At 72.8% G+C, this 19757-nt stretch carries 19 protein-coding genes and 1 tRNA gene; 11 read left to right on the top strand and 9 right to left on the bottom strand.

The features are described 5' to 3' along the window. Positions 1 to 5 precede the first annotated feature (5 nt). Entirely contained in the window at positions 6 to 647 is a 642-nt protein-coding gene (locus ACFY6U_RS36820; RefSeq protein WP_390045335.1) for a hypothetical protein, read from the bottom strand. Between the two features lie 151 nt (positions 648 to 798). Between ACFY6U_RS36820 and ACFY6U_RS36815 the strand changes: the two genes are divergently transcribed. Next, a complete protein-coding gene (locus ACFY6U_RS36815; protein WP_390045333.1) occupies positions 799 to 1296 on the top strand; it encodes a GNAT family N-acetyltransferase in 498 nt (165 codons plus the stop codon). Here the strand turns inward: ACFY6U_RS36815 and ACFY6U_RS36810 are convergent. Next, entirely contained in the window at positions 1289 to 3325 is a 2037-nt protein-coding gene (locus ACFY6U_RS36810) for a DHA2 family efflux MFS transporter permease subunit (protein WP_390045332.1), read from the bottom strand. The genes ACFY6U_RS36815 and ACFY6U_RS36810 overlap by 8 nt on opposite strands. Positions 3326 to 3485: 160 nt before the next feature. On the opposite strand from ACFY6U_RS36810, the gene ACFY6U_RS36805 reads away from it, so the two are divergent. Beyond that, complete coding sequence (locus tag ACFY6U_RS36805; RefSeq protein ID WP_390045330.1) at positions 3486 to 4388, top strand: peptidoglycan-binding protein; 903 nt, start codon at positions 3486 to 3488, stop codon at positions 4386 to 4388. Between the two features lie 332 nt (positions 4389 to 4720). Here the strand turns inward: ACFY6U_RS36805 and ACFY6U_RS36800 are convergent, their stop codons facing one another. Both ACFY6U_RS36800 and ACFY6U_RS36795 read right to left on the bottom strand, forming a co-directional pair. Further along, complete coding sequence (locus tag ACFY6U_RS36800; protein WP_390045328.1) at positions 4721 to 5383, bottom strand: HAD-IA family hydrolase; 663 nt, start codon at positions 5381 to 5383, stop codon at positions 4721 to 4723. Between the two features lie 188 nt (positions 5384 to 5571). Continuing rightward, positions 5572 to 6153 (bottom strand): TMEM165/GDT1 family protein, encoded by a 582-nt coding sequence (locus tag ACFY6U_RS36795; RefSeq protein WP_390045326.1) that lies wholly within the window; start codon positions 6151 to 6153, stop codon positions 5572 to 5574. Positions 6154 to 6575: 422 nt separating this feature from the next. Here ACFY6U_RS36795 and ACFY6U_RS36790 point away from each other — a divergent pair, with 422 nt between their 5' ends. From ACFY6U_RS36790 to ACFY6U_RS36775, 4 genes are all read left to right on the top strand, one after another. Then, positions 6576 to 7229, top strand: a complete 654-nt coding sequence (locus ACFY6U_RS36790; RefSeq protein ID WP_390045324.1) for an HNH endonuclease family protein — start codon at positions 6576 to 6578, stop codon at positions 7227 to 7229. A gap of 64 nt (positions 7230 to 7293) precedes the next feature. Continuing rightward, positions 7294 to 8919: an alkaline phosphatase D family protein gene (locus ACFY6U_RS36785; RefSeq protein ID WP_390045322.1), complete on the top strand. Its 1626-nt coding sequence runs from the start codon at positions 7294 to 7296 to the stop codon at positions 8917 to 8919. 223 nt (positions 8920 to 9142) lie between these two features. Next, positions 9143 to 11014 carry an FAD/NAD(P)-binding protein gene (locus ACFY6U_RS36780; protein WP_390045489.1) on the top strand — a complete coding sequence of 624 codons (1872 nt, stop codon included), beginning with the start codon at positions 9143 to 9145 and terminating at the stop codon, positions 11012 to 11014. 190 nt (positions 11015 to 11204) lie between these two features. Further along, entirely contained in the window at positions 11205 to 11774 is a 570-nt protein-coding gene (locus ACFY6U_RS36775) for a DedA family protein (RefSeq protein ID WP_390045320.1), read from the top strand. A gap of 93 nt (positions 11775 to 11867) precedes the next feature. Here the strand turns inward: ACFY6U_RS36775 and ACFY6U_RS36770 are convergent, their stop codons facing one another. Continuing rightward, positions 11868 to 12098: a DUF2277 domain-containing protein gene (locus tag ACFY6U_RS36770; RefSeq protein WP_351494278.1), complete on the bottom strand. Its 231-nt coding sequence runs from the start codon at positions 12096 to 12098 to the stop codon at positions 11868 to 11870. 90 nt (positions 12099 to 12188) lie between these two features. Between ACFY6U_RS36770 and ACFY6U_RS36765 the strand changes: the two genes are divergently transcribed. Further along, positions 12189 to 13103, top strand: a complete 915-nt coding sequence (locus ACFY6U_RS36765) for a ketopantoate reductase family protein (protein ID WP_390045318.1) — start codon at positions 12189 to 12191, stop codon at positions 13101 to 13103. On the opposite strand, the gene ACFY6U_RS36760 is transcribed toward ACFY6U_RS36765, so the two are convergent. Both ACFY6U_RS36760 and ACFY6U_RS36755 read right to left on the bottom strand, forming a co-directional pair. After that, the gene (locus tag ACFY6U_RS36760; protein ID WP_390045316.1) at positions 13075 to 13674 is read right to left on the bottom strand and encodes a hypothetical protein; all 600 of its coding nucleotides are present in this window, start codon (positions 13672 to 13674) and stop codon (positions 13075 to 13077) included. The genes ACFY6U_RS36765 and ACFY6U_RS36760 overlap by 29 nt on opposite strands. Positions 13675 to 13912: 238 nt before the next feature. After that, on the bottom strand, positions 13913 to 14563 hold the full coding sequence (locus tag ACFY6U_RS36755; RefSeq protein WP_390045314.1) for a methyltransferase family protein: 651 nt from the start codon (positions 14561 to 14563) through the stop codon (positions 13913 to 13915). Between the two features lie 144 nt (positions 14564 to 14707). On the opposite strand from ACFY6U_RS36755, the gene ACFY6U_RS36750 reads away from it, so the two are divergent. Together ACFY6U_RS36750 and ACFY6U_RS36745 are read left to right on the top strand one after the other, a co-directional pair. Next, the gene (locus ACFY6U_RS36750; protein ID WP_390045312.1) at positions 14708 to 14995 is read left to right on the top strand and encodes a hypothetical protein; all 288 of its coding nucleotides are present in this window, start codon (positions 14708 to 14710) and stop codon (positions 14993 to 14995) included. Between the two features lie 88 nt (positions 14996 to 15083). After that, entirely contained in the window at positions 15084 to 15413 is a 330-nt protein-coding gene (locus ACFY6U_RS36745) for a hypothetical protein (RefSeq protein WP_390045310.1), read from the top strand. Between the two features lie 47 nt (positions 15414 to 15460). On the opposite strand, the gene ACFY6U_RS36740 is transcribed toward ACFY6U_RS36745, so the two are convergent. Beyond that, positions 15461 to 15532 (bottom strand) — tRNA-Val (locus ACFY6U_RS36740). 938 nt (positions 15533 to 16470) lie between these two features. Between ACFY6U_RS36740 and ACFY6U_RS36735 the strand changes: the two genes are divergently transcribed. Next, positions 16471 to 17862 (top strand): hypothetical protein, encoded by a 1392-nt coding sequence (locus tag ACFY6U_RS36735; protein ID WP_390045308.1) that lies wholly within the window; start codon positions 16471 to 16473, stop codon positions 17860 to 17862. A gap of 69 nt (positions 17863 to 17931) precedes the next feature. Beyond that, on the top strand, positions 17932 to 18495 hold the full coding sequence (locus ACFY6U_RS36730; RefSeq protein WP_390045306.1) for a DUF4383 domain-containing protein: 564 nt from the start codon (positions 17932 to 17934) through the stop codon (positions 18493 to 18495). On the opposite strand, the gene ACFY6U_RS36725 is transcribed toward ACFY6U_RS36730, so the two are convergent. Next, positions 18483 to 19655 carry an amidase domain-containing protein gene (locus ACFY6U_RS36725; protein ID WP_390045304.1) on the bottom strand — a complete coding sequence of 391 codons (1173 nt, stop codon included), beginning with the start codon at positions 19653 to 19655 and terminating at the stop codon, positions 18483 to 18485. The genes ACFY6U_RS36730 and ACFY6U_RS36725 overlap by 13 nt on opposite strands. Positions 19656 to 19757: the final 102 nt, after the last annotated feature.

Genomic DNA, 19757 nt, shown 5'->3' with positions numbered 1-19757 from the left:
GTCGGTCAACTCTCCTTCGGGCGGCTCTGGTCGGCGGACCAGGGCAGGTGTCCGCCGGTGTCGGCACCGACACCGGCGCGGTGCCGGCCGTGCTCGTGGGACGACGGGGTGACCAGGTCGTCGAAGAGGGAGCGGGCCTCGATCATGGCCGTCCGCATCTCCTCGGTCCCGGCCCGGCCCGTCGGGGAGCCGCCCGCGGGTGCCATGGCGGCGCGGTGGACGCGGCGGTAGCCGTCGACGTGGTCCGCGTGGTGCACGGAGAGGGCGTCGACCTGGTCGTCGTACTGGGCGCCGGCCGGGAAGCCCCGGGCGGCCGCCACCTCGGCGAGCAGCCGGTCGATCTCGGTCACGGACTCCCGGGGCGAGTCGACGAAGTGCTCCTGCGCGGTGGTCCAGCGGGCCGCGTAGCGTTCGCGCTCCGCCGGTTCCAGATCCCGCTCGTGCAGTCCGCCGTGGCGCTGCACCCGCTCGGCGAGTTCCCGCTCGGCCGCCTTGGTGTCGCCGCCGTGCTGGGCCACCGTCCGCTCGTACTCGGGCCCGAAGCGCCGCTTCAGACCCTGCGGGCCGCTGCCCCTGGCGCGCACGGCCAGCAGGGCCGCGACGACGACCACGGCGGCCACGATCGCGATGATCAAGCCTGTGGACATGGTTGCCTTCCGGTGTCTCGGCCCGACGGGCCGTCTCCCCGTCCGGGTGACCCGCACGCCGCCGCGCAAACGGCCCGGCCGGACGGAGCCGGCCCGAGACCGCAGATATCCGGTTGCGTGGAACACCCCGGTCCGCCGGAGACTACGGCCCATGACCTCCTGGACGATCACCCCGGAACGCCCGGACTCCCCCGCCGCCGTCGCCCTGTGGCGGGCGTACTACACGGAGGTCAGCGACCGCTGGTACCTGCACCACGAGGGCCGCCGCACCGACCCGGCCGAGCTGGAACGGGAGATCGCCGCCCGGCCGGGCTCCGAACTGGCCCCGCCCACCGGCCGCTTGCTGATCGCACGGTACGACGGTGAGCCGGCCGGCTGCGCGGGCGTACGGCTCCTGGACCCGGCCACCGCCGAGCTCACCCGGGTCTTCGTGAGCGAGGAGCTGCGCGGCCGGGGTGGCGCGGCCCTCCTCGTCGCGGCGGCCGAGGACGCGGCCCGTGCCCTCGGGGCCGCGCGGATCGTCCTGGACACCCGCACCGACCTGGTGGAGGCCCGCGCCCTGTACGCGCGGCTCGGCTACACGGAGACCGCGCGGCACAACGACGACGTCTACGCCGAGCACTGGTTCCGCAAGGAGCTCGTCAGCTGACCTGGCCCGCGGCGGGGTGCTGCGGCTGCTCGCGTTCGGTGCCGCACAGTTCGTCGGTCAGCTCCCGCACCAGGCGGTCCAGGTCGGTGGGCCGGTCCGGGCTCCACCAGTCGCCGAGGAGGCCGGCGAGGGACTCCTCGCGGGCCCGGGCGAGCCGGGCGGCGACCTCGCGGCCCTCCTCGGTCAGGGTCAGGTCGAGGCCCAGGCGGTCGGCGAGGTGCCGCTCCTCCAGCTGGCGGGCGCCCGCCAGGACGACGTTCATCGGGACGGGGCCGCGCTCGGCGAGCCGCCCCGGCTCCACCGAGCCGTACTTCCGGATCCGCAGCAGCAGCCAGCCGGACGCGGGCAGCAGGTCGGCGTACCCGGCCCGGGCGTTGATCTTCCGGTAGACCTCCCGGCGCCCCTCCCGGGTGCCGAGCAGGGACAGTGCCCGGGAGCACTCGTCGTACGACGACCGCTGGACCGGGTTGGGCGGGATGGTCTCGGACGCGTCCGGCGCGGTGACCGAGCCGCGCAGCGGGTCCTCCTTGAGGAACCAGGCGAGGACGAAGCCGAGGACGGCGACCGGAGCGGCGTACAGGAAGACGTCGGTGATCGAGGACGCGTACGCGTGCAGGGCCGCCGGGCGCAGCGCGGGCGGCAGGGTCGCTATGCCCCGCGGGTCGGCCTTGAGGGCGGACGGGGTGACGCCGGGCGGGAGGCGGACGCCCCGGAAGGCGTCGGCGAGCTTGTCGGCGAGCCGGCCGGCGAAGACGGAACCGAAGACGGCGACGCCGAAGGAGGCCCCGATGGAGCGGAAGAAGGTCGCGCCGGAGGTGGCGACGCCGAGGTCCTCGTACGAGACGGAGTTCTGGACTATCAGCACCAGCACCTGCATGACCAGCCCGAGGCCCAGGCCGAAGACGAAGAAGTAGCCGCTCATCGCGGCGGTCGAGCTGTGCTCGTCGAGCCGGTGGAGCAGCAGCAGACCGATGGTCGTCACGCCGGTGCCGGCGACCGGGAACACCTTCCAGTGCCCGGAACGGCTGACGATCTGCCCGGAAACGGTCGAGGACAGCAGCAGACCGACCACCATCGGCAGCATGTGCACACCCGACAGGGTCGGCGAGATGCCCTGAACGACCTGGAGGAAGGTCGGCAGATAGGTCATCGCGCCGAACATCGCGAACCCGACGACGAAGCTGATCACGGCCGCGAGGGTGAAGGTGCGGATGCCGAAGAGCTTCAGCGGGAGCACGGGTTCGGCGGCCCGCCGCTCGACGACGACGAAGGCGACGGCGAGCACCACCCCGACGACCACGAGCCCGATGATCTGCGCCGACCCCCACGCCCACGTCGTCCCGCCGAGCGAGGCCACCAGCACCAGGCAGGTGGCGACGGCGGCGATCAGGAGGGTGCCGAGGTAGTCGATGACGTGACGGGCGGTCCGGCGCGGGATGTGCAGCGCGGCGGCGATCACCGCGAGCGCGACGACGCCGACGGGCAGGTTGACGTAGAACACCCAGCGCCAGCTCAGATGCTCGGTGAGCACCCCGCCGAGCAGCGGCCCGAGCACGCTGGTCGTACCGAAGACGGCGCCGAACAGCCCTTGGTACCGCCCCCGCTCCCGCGGCGGCACGATGTCCCCCACGATCGCCATCGACAGCACCATCAGCCCGCCGCCGCCCAGCCCCTGCAAGGCGCGGAAGCCGATCAGCTCCCCCATGTTCTGGGCCATCCCGCACAGCGCCGACCCGACGAGGAAGATCAGGATCGCGAGCTGGAAGAGCCGCTTGCGCCCGTACTGGTCGCCGAGCTTGCCCCACAGCGGGGTGGCGGCGGTGGAGGCCAGCAGATAGGCGGTGACCACCCAGGACAGGTGTTCCAGCCCCCCGAGGTCGCTGACGATGGTCGGCAGCGCCGTCGACACGATCGTCTGGTCCAGCGCGGCCAGCAGCAGCCCGAGCAGCAGCGCGCCGATCGGGACCAGCACGTTGCCGGGTACGCGCTCCGCGTCCTTCGCCTGGGTGTGCGTCGTTTCCAGGGCCATGGAGACCTCCCGGGGCTTTGGGCCATCTTCCATCGTGGACGGTGTCACCCGGTATGGCCCGTCGGGTCCTTTTCGGTGCCCCTGAGACGAGGGGTTCGGGGGAACGTACGTGTGGGTGCTCTGCATAATCTGTGGAGTTCGTGAGGGGAGGGCGAACGCCGTGACGGACACGACGGGGAGCGGGGGCCACCAGTGCCCGGAGTGCGGGACGCCGAAGAGGCCGGACGGCTCCCCCGCCTGCGACTGCAACCAGCGGACCGCCGACGCGTTGCGCGACGCGCGTACGGCCGAACAGGCGGCGGCGGAGGACTTCGACCCGCTGCGGATACGGCCGTACATCGACATAGAGCGCGCCGGCGGCGCGGAGACCGAACCGGTCCGGGCGGTGGGGGAGCCGACGATCCCGTTGCCGGCGGTGACGGGGCCGGAGCGCGGGCCGGTCTCCGACGCCGAGCCGACGGCCTCCCCGGAGGAACCTCGCCGGCGCTCCCGGCGGGCCCTGCTGCTGTCCGTCGCCGGAGCCGTGGTGGCGGTCCTCGCCGCGGCGGGCTTCGTGAGCGGCCTCTTCTCCCGGCTGACACCGGAGCGGGACGGGGCGGCGCCGCAGGACGTACGGGAGAGCGTCCCGGACGTGACGCCGAGCACGGCGTCGCCTTCGGCCGCGGCGCCGACGGCCTCGTCGCGCCCTTCGGAGTCGGCGTCCGCGTCGGCGTCGGCGAGCCCGAGCCCCTCCGCCACGGCGTCGAGCGCGACGCCCTCGCCGACCGTCTCCCGCTCGGCCTCCCCCACCCGGTCGACGCCGGCGACCAGCACGTCAGCAACGGCCCGGCCTTCCGCACCGCCGATCCTCCGCCCCGGCGACAGCGGTGCGCAGGTCACGGAACTCCAGCTCCGGCTGAAGCAGGTGGGCCTCCACTCGGGGACCGCCGACGGCCGCTACGACAGCAAGACCGAGAGCGCGGTGCGCACGTACCAGCTGACGCGGGGGATCCTGACCGACGAGTCGGGGGTGTACGGGACGGCTACCCGGGCGGCACTGGAGTCGGAGACGACGAAGCCGTAGGGGCGGACCGAGAGAGGGGTCCGTTGCCGGGGGTCGGTGAGTGGTGCGGGTCGGGACGGTTGTGGTGGTGGGGTGGGGTGCGGTGGTGGGGTGCGGTGGTGGGTGTCCGCGGGTGGGTGGAGCGGTTCGGGGTGGTTGCGGTGGTGGTGTGACTGCGGGTGGGTGGAGCGGTTCGGGGTGGTTGCGGTGGTGGTGTGACTGCGGGTGCGTGGGGGCTGGCCGCGCAGTTCCCCGCGCCCCTGGCGGGGCGCTGTCCAGCCGTTTCTCTCTAGCCGCGGGCAGTCGTGCCCCCGTGCCTCAAGGGCCTGGGAGGTGCCCCCAGGTCCCCGGCCTCAGCCCCCGCTCACGGTCAGCCGGATCGATCCGTCGGCCACCGCCTCGACCCGCACCTCCGTCAGGTCCCGCACCACCGCGTCCGGCCCGTGCGCCCCGGCCCGCGCGCCGACGCCGACGACCCGCATCCCGGCCGCCCGCCCCGCCGCGATCCCCGCGCCCGAGTCCTCGAACACCACGCAGTCCGCCGGAGCGACCCCCAGCTCCGCCGCCCCCTTCAGAAAGCCCTCGGGGTCCGGCTTGCTGGCGCCCACCGACTCCGCGGTCACCCGCACCGCCGGCATCGGCAGCCCGGCGGCAGCCATCCGCACCGTGGACAGCGCCACGTCCGCCGAGGTCACCAGCGCGTGCGGCAGCCCCCGGAGGGAGGCGAGGAAGGCCGCGGCGCCCGGGACCTCCACCACGCCCTCCACGTCGGCCGTCTCCTCCGCCAGCATGCGCGCGTTGTCCGCGAGGTTCTGCTTCATCGGCCGGTCCGGCAGCAGCACGGCCATGGACGCATGCCCCTGGCGCCCGTGCACCACCTTCATGACCTCGTCGCCGTCCAGCCCGTGCCGCTCGGACCAGCGCCGCCAGATGCGCTCGACGACGGCGTCGGAATTGACGAGGGTGCCGTCCATGTCGAGCAGGAGGGCGCGGGCGGTGAGGACGGTGGCCGTCATCGGGCAGCTCCTAGTGCACAGGCCGAAAGCAGGCCGGGAAGAACAAGGCGGCCCCGCCCGCCGGTCAGGGAAAACGGGCGGGAGCCACTTTGTTTCTCTACGGTACAAAAAAGAACGCCGATCCCGCCACCGCCTTAGCCGACCGTTCACCCACTCTTCAACCCGACCGGGCCGCAGCGAGCCCCCGCTCAGCCCGTGATCGCCTCCCACAGGCTCCACACGCCGAGCGCCAGCATCAGCACCGCCGCGATCTGCGTGATCAGCCGCAGCGGCACCTTCTTCATCAGCGCCTTGCCGCCGACGATGCCGAGGCCGGCCACCGCCCACAGGCCGAGCACGGCGCCGAGGCCGACGGAGAGCGGGTCGTCGTAGCGCGCCGCGAGGTTCGCCGTCATGATCTGCGTGAGGTCCCCGAACTCGGCGACCAGGATGAGCGTGAACCCGGTGCCGGCGACCTTCCAGAAGGACTGGTCGGCCGGCTTGCGGATCTCCTCGTCCTCCTCGCCCTTCTTCAGCAGCAGCACGGCCGCGCCGCCGAGGAAGAGCACGCCGGTCAGGGCGTGCACGATCTGCTGCGGGAGCAGGGTCAGGACGCTGCCCGCCGCCACGGCGAGCACGACATGCAGCAGGAAGGCCGCGGCGACGCCGGCGAAGACGTACGACGCCCGGTAGCGCGTACCCAGGACCAGACCGGCGAGCGCGGTCTTGTCGGGCAGTTCGGCGAGGAAGATGACGCCGAAGACGATCGCCGTCACGGTGATGCTGATCAAGGGTCCTCAATCGGTCGGGGCCACCCCACCGAGAGCACCGCACTTCGCGGACGACACACCTCGGCACGGCAGCACACACGGTCACCCGTGCCGTGGGGCACGGGCGTGCACTGCTTGCCGAAGGTCTCGCTGGCGGCGCCGTGGCCGAAATGACCGAGGTCCGCCTCCGGGCGCCGGCTCAGACGGGCTGAGCAGTATGTCGACGGTCCGGCGAAGAGCTACTCCCCTTCAACGCCGTCAAGAGTACGTGACCGCGCCATCGGTCCCAAGGCCGGGAGTCCCGCCTGTGAGTCACGTCGCACGCCTTGTCATGTCATGAACGCGTCATTAGCTTCTTACCGAACGCTCACCCACCGGCAACACGGCGGCGCGAGCATTCCCTCGCTCGCGCTCCAACACCCCACCCCCACCAGGGAGTTCGCATGGCACGCACCTCAACGTTCTACGCGCGTCGACGAGTCAGCATACTCGCGGCTCTTACCGGACTCATAGCCTCTGCCGCCCTCTTCAACTCGCCGAGCGCCTCCGCCGCCCTCCCCACCCCGGTCAGCGCCGCCACCGCCCGTACCTACCTCGCCTCGCTCACCGTCGCCACCGAGAACCGCACCGGCTACAGCCGCGACCTCTTTCCGACCTGGGACACCATCAGCGGCACCTGCAACACCCGTGAGTGGATCCTCAAGCGCGACGGTACGAACGTCGTCACCAACTCCGCCTGCACCGCCACCAGCGGCTCCTGGTACTCCCCCTACGACGGCGCCACCTGGACCGCCGCCTCCGACGTCGACATCGACCACCTGGTCCCGCTGGCCGAGGCCTGGGACTCCGGGGCGAGCAAGTGGACCACCGCCCAGCGCGAGGCGCTCGCCAACGACGTCACCCGCCCCCAGCTCCTCGCCGTCACGGACAACGTCAACCAGTCCAAGGGCGACAAGGACCCGGCCGAGTGGATGCCCTCGCTCACGTCCTACCGCTGCACCTACGTCCGCGCCTGGGTCCAGGTGAAGTACTACTACAACCTCTCGGTCGACTCCGCCGAGAAGAGCGCGCTCACCAGCTACCTCTCCGCCTGCTGAGCACCGGAACCTCCCCGCGGGCCTCCGTCGTTCCGTACCGTACGGGGCGACGGAGGAGGGGACTGTGGCCGGACTGCGCCTGGGACCGCTGCTGAGGTACACCGACGGCTCGTCGGCGACCGTCTGGGTCGAGGCAAGCCGTCCGGGTACCGCCGAGGTGCGCTGCTCGGACGGCGCCGGCGGCACCGCGCGCACCTTCCAGGTGGCCGGCCACCACTACGCCCTCGTCCCGGTCACCGGGCTGACTGCGGGCACCGCACCGTCGTACGACGTCCTCCTGGACGGCACCCGCGTGTGGCCGCCGCCCGGCTCCCCCTTCCCGCCCCCGGTGATCCGCACCCCGGCCGCGGGCGGGCCCCTGGACGTCGTCTTCGGCTCCTGCCGCTGGGCCGCGCCGCCCGCCGACGGCCGGGACCCGGTCGGTCCGGACGCCCTCGACAGCCTCGCCGCGCGCATCGCCGCCGGTGGTGAACGGCCGGACGTGCTCCTGCTGCTGGGCGACCAGGTGTACGCCGACGAGACCTCGGCGGCCACCCGGCGCTGGCTGGCCGCCCGCCGCGACCTCTCGGACGCGCCCGGCGCCGAGGTCGCGGACTACGAGGAGTACACCCGCCTCTACCACGAGTCCTGGCTCGACCCCGAGGTGCGCTGGCTGCTCTCCACCGTGCCCAGTTGCATGATCTTCGACGACCACGACCTGATCGACGACTGGAACACCTCCGCGGCCTGGCTGGCCGACCTGCGCGCCACGCCCTGGTGGCAGGAGCGGCTGCTGAGCGGGCTGATGTCGTACTGGGTCCACCAGCATCTGGGCAACCTCTCCCCGGCCGAGCTGGCCGCCGACCCGCTGTACACCGCCGTGTGCGACGCACCGGACGGCACGGACGAGCTGCGCGCCTTCGCCGCCGGGGCCGACGCCGACCCGGCCTCCGTACGGTGGAGTTACCGGCGTGACTTCGGGCGGGTGCGGGTGCTGATGGTGGACACCCGGGCGGCCCGGGTCCTGGACGAGCAGAACCGCGCCATGCTCGACCCCGGCGAGGCCGAGTGGCTGCGCGAACAGGCCCTGGACGCCCGGGAGTCGTACGACCATCTCCTCGTCGGCACCTCGCTGCCCTGGCTGCTGCCGCACCTGATACACGACCTCGAGACCTGGGACGCGGCGCTGTGCCGGGGCGAACGGGGCGTCCGCTGGGCCCGGTTCGGGGAACGGCTGCGCCGCGCGGCCGACCTGGAGCACTGGGCGGCCTTCCCCGCGTCCTTCGCCGAACTGGCCGGCCTGTTCGCCCGGACCGGCTCCGGGCCCGGGGCACCCGCCTCCGTCTGCGTGCTCTCCGGAGACGTCCACCACGCCTACGTCGCCGAGCCCGCATGGCCCGCCGGGACCGCGCCCGAATCCCGTGTGCTGCAACTCACCTGCTCCCCCGTCCACAACTCCGTGCCGCCGACGATCCGGATCGGCTTCCGGTTCGGCTGGAGCGCCCTGGCCCGGCTCCTCGGGCGGTGGCTGGTCCGGCACGGGCGGTGCGCGCGGCCTCCGGTGACGTGGCACAGAAGGGGCGGCCCGTGGTTCGGCAACCAGCTCATGACGCTGACGCTGCACGGCCGTTCGGCCCGGCTGCGGCTGGAGCGGGCCCGGCGGGACGGGGCCCTGGAGACCGTGGCGGAGTCCGTCCTCACCGCCCGATGAGGTCAGCCGAGTGACAACTGCGTTACGTGGGGGGCGCGTTGGCAACCGTTGACCACGACGGCATGATGAGGCGGACCGTCCGCTTCCTGATCCCGTGCGGGCGGTGTCACTGCCCTGCGCCCCCACTCGCCCGGGAGTCACGTCTTTGTCCTCCTCCCCCCAGGAGTCCCCCCAGAAGTCCGTCCGGGAATCCGTCCAGGAGTCCGAGCCGGTCTCCGTCGCCCTGGTCGGTGCCGGTCCGCGCGGCACCAGCGTCCTGGAACGCCTCTGCGCCTCCGCCCCCGAACTGCTGCCCCCGGGACGCCGTCTCACGGTCCACGTGATCGACCCGGCGCCACCGGGCCCGGGCCGGGTCTGGCGTACGACGCAGTCGGCCGAGCTGCTGATGAACACCGTGGCGAGCCAGGTCACCCTGTTCACCGACGACAGCGTGGACTGCGCGGGCCCCGTACGGCCCGGCCCCAGCCTGCACGCGTGGGCGGCCGGTGCGGCCGGCGGCGCACTAGGCCCCGACGACTATCCGACCCGCGCCCACTACGGCCGCTACCTGGAGTGGGTGTTCGCGCGGACGGTCTCCCGGGCACCGGCGGCCGTCCGCGTCGAGACCCACCGCGCCCGTGCCGTACGGCTCGACGACGACCCCGACGGCCGTCGTCAGACCCTCACCCTCGACGACGGCCGCACCCTGCCCGGCCTGGCGGCGGTGGTGCTGGCCCAGGGCCACCTCCCGGCGACGGCGTCCACCACGGAACGCCGGCTCGCCGCGCACGCCGCCCGGCACGGCCTCAGGCACATCCCGCCCGCCAACCCCGCCGACGTCGACCTCACCCCGCTCGCGCCCGGCGAACCGGTGCTGCTGCGCGGCCTCGGCCTCAACTTCTTCGACCACCTGGCCCTGCTGACCACCGGCCGCGGCGGCCGTTTCACCCGCACACCCGACGGCGCCCTGCACTACACCCCCTCCGGCCGCGAGCCCCGCCTGTACGCGGGTTCCCGGCGCGGCGTCCCGTACCAGGCACGCGGCGACAACGCGAAGGGCCCGTACGGCCGCCACACCCCGCTCCTGCTCACCCCCGAGGTGATCGCGGGCTTCCGTGAACGCGCGGACTCCGGCGCGGCGCCCGACTTCCTCACGGAGATCTGGCCGCTGGTCGCGAAGGAGGTGGAGACGGTCTACTACGCCGCCCTGACCGGCGACCCGCGGTTCACCGCCCGCTTCCTCGCGGCCGCCGGCCGGCGCGCGGAGACGGCCGTACTCGACGCCCACGGCATGCCGGAGCCGGACCGCTGGTCCTGGGCTCGCCTCCAGCACCCGTACGGGGACCGGACGTTCGCCGGTCCCGCGCAGTGGCGGGCCTGGCTCCTGGGGTATCTGCGCGAGGACGCGGCACAGGCCGCCCTCGGCAACGTGCGCGGCCCGCTCAAGGCCGCCCTGGACGTGCTGCGCGACCTGCGCAACGAGATACGGCTGATCGTCGACCACGGCGGCCTGGCCGGCGCCTCCCGGCGGGCCCATCTGGACGGCTGGTACACCCCGCTCAACGCGTTCCTGTCCATCGGCCCGCCCCGCCGCCGTATCGAGGAGCTCGCCGCGCTGCTGGCCGCGGGCGTGGTGGACGTGCTCGGACCGGGGGTGGAGGTGTACCACGCGGACGGCGCCTGGGTGGCCCGCTCCCCCGAGGTCCCCGGTTCGGAGGTCCGGGTGACCACCGTCGTGGAGGCCCGCCTCCCGGAGCCGGACCTGCGCCGCACCGCCGACCAACTGCTGGCCGGCCTGCTCCGCGAGGGCGCGTGCCGCCCGCACGCGGTGGACGGCCACGAGACCGGCGGCGTCGACGTCACACCACGCCCGTACCGCCTCGTCGACCGCCACGGCCGCCCGCACGCACGGCGGTTCGCCTTCGGGGTGCCCACCGAGGGGGTGCACTGGGTGACCGCGGCGGGAGCCCGGCCGGGTGTGGACTCGGTGACCCTGTCGGACGCGGACGCGATAGCACGGGCGGTGCTGCGGACGGCGGCCGAGGGGGAATCACGGACGGCGGCGGACCCGGAGCGGCCGGCGGCGGCCGAACGGCCGGCGCCGGTCGCCGTATGACGCCGCACGACACCCGCATGACCGTTCGCCGATAACCCTTTGCCGAACATACGAGCCCCCCGTGACACTCCTGTCACACCCCCCGCGTACGCTGTATGGCTGGCGTCGGGGGGCACAACAGGACAATCGCGGGGGAACCGTCGTGTGGGAAAGCATGGGGTCGCTGGAGGCCGGACCATGGATATACGCCATGGTGGCCCTCTCCGTGCTCCTTGATGTGTTCCTGCCGGTCCTGCCGAGCGGAGTGCTGGTCATCACCGCGGCCACGGCAGCGGCGGCGGGCACCGGCGCGTCGGCCGGACGGGTCCCGCCGCACGCCCTGCCCGACATCCTGGCGCTGACCCTCTGCGCGGCCACCGCGTCGGTCCTCGGCGACCTGTTCGCCTACCGGCTGGCCCGGCGCGGCGGGGCCCGCCTGGACCGTGCGATCGCCCGCTCCCGACGCCTGACCAACGCGCAGGAACGTCTCGGCGAGGCCCTCTCCCGGGGCGGCGGCGCACTGGTGGTCCTGGCCCGTTTCGCCCCGGCCGGCCGCTCGATCGTCTCCCTCGGCGCCGGCGCGACCCACCGCAGCGTCCGCGACTTCCTCCCCTGGTCCGCCCTGGCAGGCCTGACCTGGGCGGTCTACAGCGTCGCCCTCGGCTGGCTGGGCGCCCAGTGGCTGGGCGCGACCTGGATGGCAACGGCGGTGTCGGTGGCGGCACTGTTCGGCGCGGGCGCCGGGGCCGGCTACCTCATGCGAAGACGCCGCCCGGCGTAGTACCCGCCGCCTCCGGCCGCGGGCGACGTCGCGGCTCCTCAGCCGCGGGCAGTCGTGCCTCCGCCGGCGCCGGTAAGCGTCCCCACGCCCACCTCAGCCCCCGCTCACAGCCCCCTGCCCCCTCACCTCCAGTCCCCCCAGCAACGCAGCGGTGGCCTCCGCAACCGCGTCCACCGCCCGCTCGAACACCTCCCGGTTGTGCGCGGCCGGTGCCCGGAACCCGGACACCTTCCGCACGTACTGCAACGCGGCAGCACGGATCTCCTCCTCCGTGGCCTCCTCGGCCAGCTGAGGCGGACGCAGGGTCTTGATACTCCGGCACATGTCCCCAGTCTCCCGCAGACCCCCTCCTTCCTGCGAGGATCTTCCAGAGGCGGCCACCGCTCCCGGGGCCGACCGACGAGAGGACAACTCATGCCGAACACCCCGAACACCCCCGTCCCCCGCCTCACCGTCGCCGTCCTCGGCCCCGGCGGCGTCGGCGGCCTGCTCGCCGCCCTGCTCTCCCGCTCCGGCCACCGCGTCCTCTGCCTCGCGGGCGAGGAGACGGCAGGCACCCTCCGTACCACCGGAATCCAGGTCCGCAGCGCCCGGTTCGGCGACTTCACGGCCTCCGTCGACGCCGACACCGCCCTCCGCGAACCCGTCGACGCCTGCCTGATCACCGTCAAGGCCACCGCCCTGGACGCGGCCCTCACCCGGATCCCGCCCGAGGCCCTCGGCGACGCCCTCCTCGTCCCGTTCCTGAACGGCGTGGAACACCCCGCGCTCCTGCGCGCCCGGTACGCCCCCGATCGCGTGGCCCCCTCCGTGATCCGCGTCGAGTCGACCCGCACCGCCCCCGGCCTGATCGAACACACCAGCCCCTTCGCGGAGATCGACCTGACCGGCGACAAGGTCCCCCGCCTGGAGTCCCTGGCCGAAGCACTCACCGCCGCCGGCCCGGCCACCCGCGTCCTGGACGACGAAACCACCGCCCTCTGGGCGAAGATGTCCTTCCTCGCCCCGTTCGCCCTCCTCACCACCCGCTACGCCCTCCCCCTCGGCGAGGCCCGCACCCGGCACCGCGAGGAACTGGCCTCCCTCGTGGCGGAGACCGCAGCCGTCAGCCGTGCCTGCGGCGCGCCCGTCGACCCGGCCCAGGCCCTGGCCCGGTACGACGCCTTCCCGCCCGCCGCCAAGTCCTCGATGCAACGCGACGCGGAGGCCGGACGCCCGCTCGAACTCGACGCGATCGGCGGCGCGTTGCTGCGCGCGGCGGACCGGCACGGCGTACCCGTGCCGGTGACGGCCCGCATCGTCAGGGAGTTGCGCGAGGCCGGACGCTAGCGGCTGTTCCGCCCGGGGTGCGGGCGGCGGCGAGGAAGGCGGCCATCTTCTCGCGGCTCTTGACCCCCGGCGCGGTCTCCACGCTGCTGGAGACGTCCACGCCGTAGGGCCCGAACTCCTCGATGACACCGGCGACGTTGTGCTCGTCGAGGCCGCCGGCGATCACCACCCTCCCCGGCACCTCGCCGACCCAGTCGGGGATGTCCGCGAACACGCCGCTGCCCGCGCTGGCGTCGTAGAAGAAGTACCGGAGCGCCTCCGGCTTCTCGGGCGGGGTGCCGGAGGCGAGCGCGAGGTTCGGGATGTCGGCCGGCTCGTAGATCTGGACGACGTCGACGTGGTCGGCGACGGCGGCCGTCTCTGCGTGCGTCAGGGCCACCGCGAAGACGGGGATCCGTCCCCGGGCGTATCCGGCCAGCGCCACGGCCCGTTCGGGCGGGCAGTACCGCTTGCTCTTCGGCGTCACGACGATCCCGACCGCGTCGTACCCCAGCTCGACGGCCCAGTCGATCTGCTCCTCCCGGGTGAGCCCGCACACCTTCACGAACGCCGGCTGCCGCTGCCCGCTCATCCTGTCCCTGCTCCGTTCTCCCGCCCCGCGGGAACACCATCCTGCCCCCCCCCCAGCCTCTCAGCCCGCGGGCAGGGCCGTTGTCAGTGGCGGCTGCCAGGATCACCGGCATGACGGACACGAGCGAGGACCGGCGTCAGGAGCACCGTGCCCTGGAGGCCCCCGCGGCCGAGCCCGCCGTCCGGCTGCCCCGGTTCGCCGCCGCCCGAGGCCGCCCGCACACCCTCCGCACCCACCGCTACCACCCCGGGCTCCCGCTCGCGTCACCGTGGCGCGGGTGGACGCGTGTCGGCCGGGTCCACGGTATGAGTGCCGGGACGCGGGCGCGGTAGGCGTCATAGGCGGCCCCGAACCGGCCGGCCATGAGCGCGTCCTCGGTCCGCACCCGGCTCAGCAGCCACGGGACGGCGACCGCCAGGACGGCTGTCCAGACGCCGAAGCCGCAGGCCAGCATGGCGCCCGCGACCAGTCCGAGCAAGCCGGTGTATATGGGATGGCGAACCAGCCGGTAGGGCCCGTCGGTACGCAGTTCGTGGTGTTCCTGGACCGTCGGGACGCTGGCCCACATCGTGCCCAGGACCCAGCGGGCCCACAGCAGCAGCGCGGTGGCGGCGATGGCCAGCAGGGCGCCCAGGAGCGCGAGTTCAGGCTGCCAGTACTGCAGCCGGTGCCAGAACCCGCCGGTGTGCCCGACCAGCCAGGAGAACAGCCCGGCACCGGCGGCCAGCAGGACCCGGCGGGGCAGCGTACGGCGCAGCCCGCGCACCCAACCGCGCGCACCGGCCCGGCTCTTCAGGCCGAAGTAGACGGCACCCGCGATCCAGGCCACGACGAAGACCAGGACGCAGACACCGGTGAGAGCGACGAGTGCCGAGTGCAGTGATCCCATGCCTCAAGGCTCCTCCGGCACCTAGCCGATCACCACCACCCACGGGTCGATGGAGAGGGCCTCCACCCACCGGTGGGGTCCCGGTCCGGTATCGGTATGAGGGCGGGGCCGACGGAGTCCGCGGCTCCGGGAGACGCTGGCGCGGTGGACGGCGGAATCAGACGGTACGCGAAGTGGGCCGGGGACGCGTTCGCGGCGGTGGCCATGGTGGTGGTCGAGGCCGTCGCGCTGTTCGGAGTCCTCGCCATTTTGACGCTCTACACGTTCGCGGCGGCGTGGGTCCCGCCGGCGTGCCTGGGAGGTCTCGCCCTGGGTGCGGGGATGATCGCGGCGGCAGCGTGGAGCGTACGGATGTGGGTCATGGCGGTGGTCCAGGGACTGGTCACCGGGGGTTGCCTGGTGGCGGTGATCGACCTCTGGGGCGGCGCGTGACGACGTGGACCGACGGCACCGCGCATCGAACACATGAACCCCACGAACAAACTCGCCACCTAAAATCGAACAGGCGTACCATTGCCGCGTGGCTGCGACCTATGACTTTCCGAGTGACCTCCTCGCCGGTCAGGAGGAGCTGCATCAGGTCCGGGCCGAGCTGTCGGCCCTGCTGAAGCGGCTCCCCTGGTCGGTCGAGCCGCTGGACGGATTCAGCGACGAGGGCGGCTGGCGCAAGGTGGAGCGCCCCGCCTCCCCGGGCTGGACCGAGGACGAACAGGCCGAGGTGGAGAAGCTGCGCCGCCGCGAGCACGAACTCGCGGTGTTCGTCAGCGGCCACCGCTTCTGGGCGGAGGTCACGGCCCCGGACCGCATGGACGCCCGGAGCCGGCTCAAGCACGCGCACGAGAAGGGCTGAGAGCACCGGAGGACCCCGGCCGAATCGGCCGGGGTCCTCTGTTCACGTGGGCGCGGACGGTTTCGAACCGCCGACATCCTGCTTGTAAGGCAGGCGCTCTACCACTGAGCTACGCACCCGAGACGAGTCGACAGCCTACATCGTCCAGGGCTCCGGCCCGCAATTCCGTTTCCCGGATCGGCCAGGCGCAGCGGTTCCTACGGACTGAGCGGCGTCACGGCCTGATGCCCGGCCGCGTGCTCAGCCGCGTGCCCCGAGTGGTCTTGGGCACGCTGGTCCCCCACGTTCGCTCCGCGCCCGGGCGACACGAGGCGGGTGCGGAGGGCTTGGAGGCGACGGGACTTGGCATGCCATTCCGTTCGACCGGCACAGCCGCGCGCCAGCCCCGCCCGTTTGTCGGCTTTCACGCCCAGCGGTCTGGCCAACCGGGCCGCGATGCGTGCGGTCTCGCCGCGGAGCCAGGCCATCTCAGCCGCCTGCGCTCGCCGGGCCGGCGCGCTGGTCATGCGTGGCCCTGGTGATGCTGCCCGCCCATCGCGCCGACGACGAAAGGGTCAGCGCACGCTTCCGATCCGCCCAGGCGGCGGTGTCGGCGGCTGTCCCCTGCCGGGACCGTGTCGCGAGATCCCGAGCGGCCGGCGAACCGAGCAACACGCCCGCCTCGGTCGGTACCGCGGCGTCCGCCTCGGACACCCGCAGTCGCGTCCGCGTCGTCACACCGGTGGGAGCGGGCGCGACGAAAGGCGCCCGGAGTTCACGCACCGCTCCCACCCCCCAGTCGCGACCGTCAGGACCGGAGATCCTTTCGTCTCACCCGACGACCCTCACCTCGAAAGGTCACGCGTTCGACAGGCGGACGATTGCCGCCCGCTCGGCGAAGTGATCACGCGTACCAGTGCCGGCCGACCGCCCGCGCCGCCACCGGCCGCACCCCGAACCGTCCCCGACCGATCGCCCCGACCGCGAACTGACAGGCCCGTGTGTTCGTCTTTCACGAGTGGGAGAATTGCAGCGACCGCCAGGACAGAGGGCGCAGCGTGGTACGGGAGAGGGAGAAGTGACGGGGACATCGGCGACTTCGGCGGTATCCGAGCAGTCGTACCCGCCTCCCGTACGGGCCCGGCGCACGCCGCTCCGGGATGTTCTCGGGCTGGTGAGCCTGCCGTTGCTGGCGGTGCTGGTGGTGCCGGGGGCGTTCGCCGGTGGCGGGACCCGGCGGTGGTTCGGGGGGCGCGCGGAGAGTCAGCGGGCGGAGGCGCAGGCGGCCAAGGACGCCGCGGCCGCCGCGTTCTACGAGCTGGACACCGCCCAGCGGGACCTGCGGATCTCGATAGAGACCATCTCCGCCGTCGACGACTCGCCGGCGGCCCGTCGTGCCGTCTCCGACTTCGAGGCGCTGGGCCGGCGGATCGACGAGGTGAGCAACCGGTACATCCAGGCCATCGACGCCTATGACCTGGACCGGGACGACCTGGAGGCCGCCACGGCGGCGCGGGCGCGGGGGGAGATCTCCGGGGCCAAGGACGAGCTGGTGCGGGTCCGGGGGGAGCTGGACCGGTTCGGGGAGTCGCTCGGGCCGTTGCTCGGCAAGGCCGAGACGCAGCTGGCGCGGCTGGCGCCCGCCGTGGAGCGGGCCCGGCAGGCGCTGCTGGCGGCCAGTAATGCGCTGGATGCGGTGCGGAAGACCCCGCTCAGGGCCGATGAGCTGGCGGCCCGGCTGGCCGCGCTGTCGCCCGAGCTGACCAGGCTCAACCAGGGCGCGGGGCAGCATGGCGTGCAGGCGACGCTGGAGCGGGCCGGGCGGGTGCAGCGGGAGGCCGAGGCGATCCGGGTCGAGGCCGAGCGGCTGCCGGAGCAGGCCGCGGAGATCGATCACCGGCTGGTGAGCCTGCGGACGCGTGCGCAGGCGCTGACCACGCGGGCCGGGCAGGTGGACCCGGTCCTCAGCGAGCTGCGGCGGCGGTTCTCGGCGGCCTGCTGGCAGGACCTGCAGCAGGTGCCGCAGCAGGCGGCGGAGAACGTGCGGCAGGCCGAGGTGAAGCTGCGGGAGGCGCAGGCCGCGCGGGACGCGCAGAGGTGGGCGGACGCCACGTCGCTGCTGTCGACCGTGCGGGCGCTGCTGAACAGTACGGACGAGGCGGTTTCCGCGGCCGGTGACCGGTTGGGCCGGCTGAACGCCGTGCAGAAGGATCCGCAGGCGGAGATCGAGCGGACGCGGTTCGCGATCCGGGACGCTCAGCGGCTGGCGATGGCCGGGCGGTCCAGCCCGGATCCGCGGCACGCGCGGCCGCTGGACGACGCGGTGGCGCGGCTGGACCGGGCGGTGGGGACGCTGGAGGGGCGGCATCCCGACTACTGGCACTTCCTGACGGAGACGGAGGCGGTGCGGCAGTCGGTGGCACGGACGGTGGCGCAGATGCGGGAGGACCGGGGCACCGGTCACCCGTGAGCCGTTTGCCGTCCGGTCGGCGCAGGCGGATATTGGGAGGCGACCCGCAATCCAGATGGGGAGGCGGAGATGGCCTCACACACGGCTCATTCGGGACACTCAGCACATTCGGGGATGTCGCGGCCGCGGATCGTTTTCGACGAGGCGCTGCCCGTCGATCACCGGCTGAACCGGGTCTACCGGATCGGGGCGGGGCTGATGGGCCTGTTCCTGCTGGCCTTCGGGATCCTCGGGCTGACCGACAACATCGGCTTCTTCGACACGGGCGGGAACTCCGCGATCGGCCTGAACACCAACGGCGCGCTGAGTGTGCTGTCGATCTGTGTCGGGCTGTTGCTGTTCGTGGGGATGGTGATCGGCGGCAACTTCGCGTCCACGCTGAACATGGTCCTCGGGGTGCTGTTCATCCTGAACGGCTTCCTGTTCCTGGGCCTGCTGGACACGGCTTCGGACTTCCTGGCCTTCAAGATCCAGAACGTGCTGTTCAGTTTCGTGGTGGGTCTCGTGCTGATGGTGTTCGGGATGTACGGCAGGGTCAGTACGAACCTGCCGCACGACAACCCGTACTGGCGGGCCCGCCACCCCGAGGCGGAGCAGCGGGCCGTGACGGCTGCCGATGATCAGGTGCGGTAGGCGTAGTAGTACGCGTTCGGGTACGACGCGACGAGGCTCGCCAGCGACCTGCGGTAGGTGTTGTTGGAGTGGTAGGTCACGTACGGGATGCCGTTGGCCACGTACGTGACGATCATCGTGTGGTCCTTCGAGCCGTCCCGGTCGAAGTCCATCTGGATGACGTCGCCGACCTGCGCCTGGAAGACGTTGGCGAGCGGGGTGGTCCGCTTGGAGTTCTGGGCGAACCAGGACCACTCGTTGACGCCGACGAACGAGTCCGACTGGATGTCGGCGGTGCCGAACCACTTCGTGTAGTCGTACACGTAGCCCGGGACGTGCTTCCAGCCGCCGGCCTTGAGCGACTGGCTGACGAAGTTGGTGCAGTCGCCGCCGGCCGTCTCGTTGTTGTAGTCCGGGTAGGCCGGGTTGTAGTTGTAGACGTACTTCTCGGCGTAGGCGGCCATCGCCTTGTAGTCGTACGTGCCGCCGGTGAGGGTCTTCGGCACGGGCGTCGGGTTGCGCGTGATGGCCGCGCGCGGGGCGTCCGGCGTGGTGTTGCCGTCGTCGCCGGTGGCGGGCGCCTTGACCGAGGGCTTGGACAGCGTGTTGACGGCGAGGCCGCCGTCGTCGGTGTCCTGGATGTTCGTCAGCTGCCAGGTGCCCTGCCGGTCGGCCTTGAAGGTCAGCTCGTGGTGGGCCTGGAAGCCGGTGGTCTTCGGCGTGCCGGAGGCGGCCTTCGCGTAGGTCAGCGTCGTCGTCTCGGTGACGTCGGCCTTGGCGGTGCGGCCGGTCACGCGGGTCGCGTCGAGCGTGACCTGGGTGCTGCCGGCGCTGTACGTCTCGCCGGCCTTGGCGATGCTGCTCTGGCGGCCGCGCAGCTGGGTCAGCGCCGCGTTCTCGTCGCGCGACTGGGTGCCGGAGAGCCGGACGTCACCGGAGAAGCGGGACGTCTGCTTCTTCTGCGAGGCACCCTGCACGAGGGCCTGGGTGCGGTCGGTGAAGACCGCGTCGGCCAGCTTCTGGAAAGTCGCCTTGGTCGCGGCGTTCACGGTCGGGTCGTCGACGACGGCCGCGCCCGCGCTCCAGTTGGCCGCGAAGGCGACGCCCGCGACGACCGAGGCAGCCGTCGCCGTGACTATGGCCGCGCGGCTGCGCTTACGGCTCAGTTTTCTGGATTTCAATGATGTTCCCCTCTACGCCGGTACTCCTACCGGGCGACGGCATCTTCGCACGGCGTGTGTGACTCCTGTGAAGGGGGTTGCAGGATTGGAATCCGCTTGCTG

This window comes from Streptomyces sp. NPDC013157, from assembly GCF_042899865.1.
Lineage (GTDB): Bacteria > Actinomycetota > Actinomycetes > Streptomycetales > Streptomycetaceae > Streptomyces.
This window is presented reverse-complemented; position numbering and strand designations above follow the sequence as displayed.